Annotated in this window: 2 protein-coding genes; both read left to right on the top strand. The window is 61.4% G+C overall.

Translation table 11 applies throughout. The annotated features are described in order from the left end of the window. The first annotated feature begins 334 nt into the window (after nt 1-334). Nucleotides 335-1,483 carry a sporulation integral membrane protein YtvI gene (ytvI, locus tag ACTNBK_RS16805; RefSeq protein WP_441147813.1) on the top strand — a complete coding sequence of 383 codons (1,149 nt, stop codon included), beginning with the start codon at nt 335-337 and terminating at the stop codon, nt 1,481-1,483. A 133-nt stretch (nt 1,484-1,616) separates the two neighbouring features. Then, nucleotides 1,617-2,954, top strand: a complete 1,338-nt coding sequence (locus tag ACTNBK_RS16800) for a S1C family serine protease (protein ID WP_441147811.1) — start codon at nt 1,617-1,619, stop codon at nt 2,952-2,954. Nucleotides 2,955-3,020: the final 66 nt, after the last annotated feature.

Below are 3,020 nucleotides of genomic sequence, written 5' to 3'. Positions count from 1 at the left end.
GTAAATGTTTCCTGTTTCTTCATCCCCATACACCACCATTGCGTTGATAGTGTTATTATCCCACATCCGGAGCCTTTATGGTAGTGCGGATTAAATCAGAGATTCCCTAGAGGACAGGACCGTCCTCTCTTTCCACAATGTGCACATCCAGATATTACCTGTGGAAAACCCTGTGGAAATTGTGCAAACTTTTGTTCGAAGTCCATCGGGGCCGGAAAAATGTAACCGGAAAGATTTACAAATTCGTGATAAGTTGCGGCCCAGACCTGCTATAATGTCCCTTCGATAGAGCGCCGCTGTGAGGCGGCGAAAACCGAGAAAGGATGTGCCGGAGTTGGAACGGGGAGAATTGACCTGGCGGGAGCGGGGCAGACTGTGGGTGCGTCTGGGGATTCGTCTGCTGCTGGCGGTGGGGATCGTGCTCATATTGCGCTATCTGGTCCCTCCCCTGCTGAGCCTGCTGATGCCCTTCGTGCTGGCATTGGTGACGGCCTGGCTGCTCAACCCCGTGGTAAAGGGGCTCCAGCGGCGGCTGGGACTGTCCCGGGGGGTGCTTTCCCTCTTTTTGATTTTGCTGGCCTTTGCCGCCGCCGGCGGCATCCTCTTTGGTCTGGGGTACAGCCTATTTAGCGAGGTGAGCGCCCTCCTCAACAACTGGGAGGGCTCCTGGAACACCCTCCAGACCGGGGTGGACGCCGCAGGGGCCTGGCTGGATAAACTGCTGGCTTATCTGCCCGGAGAGGTGGAGACCTTTGTCAACGGCAACCTGGACCAGCTCTGGTCCGCCTTCAGCGGCTGGGTGAGCTCGGTGGTGCCCATGGTGGGCACCTGGGCGGGCAACTTTGCCATGGGGGTACCCTCCTTTGTGGTAGCCCTCATCGTTTTCATTATGGCGGCCTACTTCATCACCGCTGACTACCCCCACTACCGCTTTCTCATGACCAACCGCCTGCCCCCCGAGGTCCGGGCCTTTGTCTCCCATGTCAAGCACACCGCCCTGGGGGCCTTCGCCGGGTACGTCCGGGCGGAGATTATCATCTCGGCGGGGGTCTTTGCCATCTTGCTGGTGGGCTTTCTCCTCATCGGCCAGCCCTACGCCGTGCTGCTGGCCCTGGCCCTGGCGGTGCTGGACTTCATCCCCATCATCGGCTCGGGCACCGTCATGGTGCCCTGGGCGGTCATCGACCTCCTCACCGGCAACTGGTTTCACGCCGTGGGGCTCATGGTGGTGTGGGGCATCATCTGCGTCTTTCGCCGGGTGGCCGAGCCCAAGGCGGTGGGCAGCCAGACCGGCCTCTCCCCCATCCTCTCCCTCATCAGCATGTATGTGGGCATGCGGGTGGGGGGCGTGCTGGGGATGATCCTGGGGCCCATCGTGTGCCTGGTGGCCATCAACGTGGCCCGCACCGGCATTTTCGACGGCCTCACCGCCGATCTGGCCCTGGCCGTCCGGGACACCGCCGCCCTTCTCAGGCGGGAGTGAACCTTCGTTCAAAAATGTTTCGCGGACCGTTCAAAAATCATTTGGGGAATCTTCATGAAATGGTCATAATTAGCCGCTAGAATAAAACGCGAACAGAGAGAAAAGCGGAATGCTTTCAAAGGAGCGACGTTTTATGTATGAGTATAACAATGAAAACCGGCCCCAGGCCCCCTGGAGCGATCCCATTGAGACCACGGGCCGTCCCCTCCATGAGGAGCCCGAGCAGCCCAAGCCCAGGAAGAAGAAGGGCGGCAAGCTGGTAGCCCTGTGCCTGGTGTGCGCCATCATCGGCGGCATCGCCGGCGTGGGAGCGGCCACCGGAGCCTTCGCCCAGGACAAGACCACCATCTACGAGGGCACTCGTACCCCCACGGTGGTCAACGTCTCCAACTTGACGGGCAAGGACCTCCTCACCGCCCCGGAGATCTACGCCACCTATGTGGGTTCCACCGTCGGTATCACCACTGAGATCACCACCACAAACGTGTGGGGCCAGCCGGTGTCCCAGGCTGTGGCCGGTTCCGGCTTCGTCATCACCAGCGACGGCTACATTCTGACCAACTACCACGTCATTGAGGACGCCGACAGCATCCAGGTGGCCTTTGTGGACGGCACCACCTATGACGCCACCCTGGTGGGCGGCGAGTCGGAGAACGACATCGCCGTGCTGAAGATCGACGCCACCGGTCTCACCCCCGTCATCATCGGCGACTCCGACAACGTGAAGGTGGGCGAGCAGGTAGTGGCCATCGGCAACCCCCTGGGCGAACTGACCTTCTCCATGACCTCCGGCATCGTGTCCGCCAAGGACCGCAGCATCACCATGGAGAACGGCAACGTCATGAACATGATTCAGACCGATACCGCCATCAACAACGGTAACTCCGGCGGTCCCCTCTTTGACATGTACGGTCAGGTCATCGGCATCACCTCGGCCAAGCTGTCCGGTTCCAGCAGCAGCCAGGCCACCATTGAGGGACTGGGCTTCGCCATCCCCATCAACGACATCAAGGACATGGTCACCGACATCATGGAGAACGGCTACGTCACCGGCAAGCCCTACATGGGCGTCACCGTGAGCACGGTGCCTGAGAGCATCTCCCAGCGGTACGGCATGAGCCAGGGCGCCCTGGTGGAGAGCGTGGATGAGAGTTCCTGCGCCGCCAAGGCCGGCCTACAGAAGGGCGACATCATCACCGCCATCGACGGCAAGACGGTAATCTCCTCCGCCGAGCTGGTGGAGGCCAAGAAGACCTACAAGGCCGGGGACACCGTGACCCTGGACGTGGAGCGCAACGGCGAGAAGCTGACCCTCACCCTCACCTTTGACGAGGATACTCCGGAGCGCCGGGCCGCTCAGGAGGAAGCCAAGGCCGAGCTGGAGGAACAGCAGCAGGAGCAGCAGAGCTCCGGTTCCAGCTCCGGCAGCTACTTCTGGCCCTTTGGTGATCTGAGCCCCTGGTTCTATTGATAGATCTTTGACACAAGCGACGGGGGGGGGGGGGGGGGGGGGGGGGGGGGGGGGGGGGGGGGGGGG

Origin of the sequence: Intestinimonas sp. HCP28S3_D6 (assembly GCF_052065695.1) — a bacterium.
Lineage (GTDB): Bacteria > Bacillota > Clostridia > Oscillospirales > Oscillospiraceae > Intestinimonas.
This window is presented reverse-complemented; position numbering and strand designations above follow the sequence as displayed.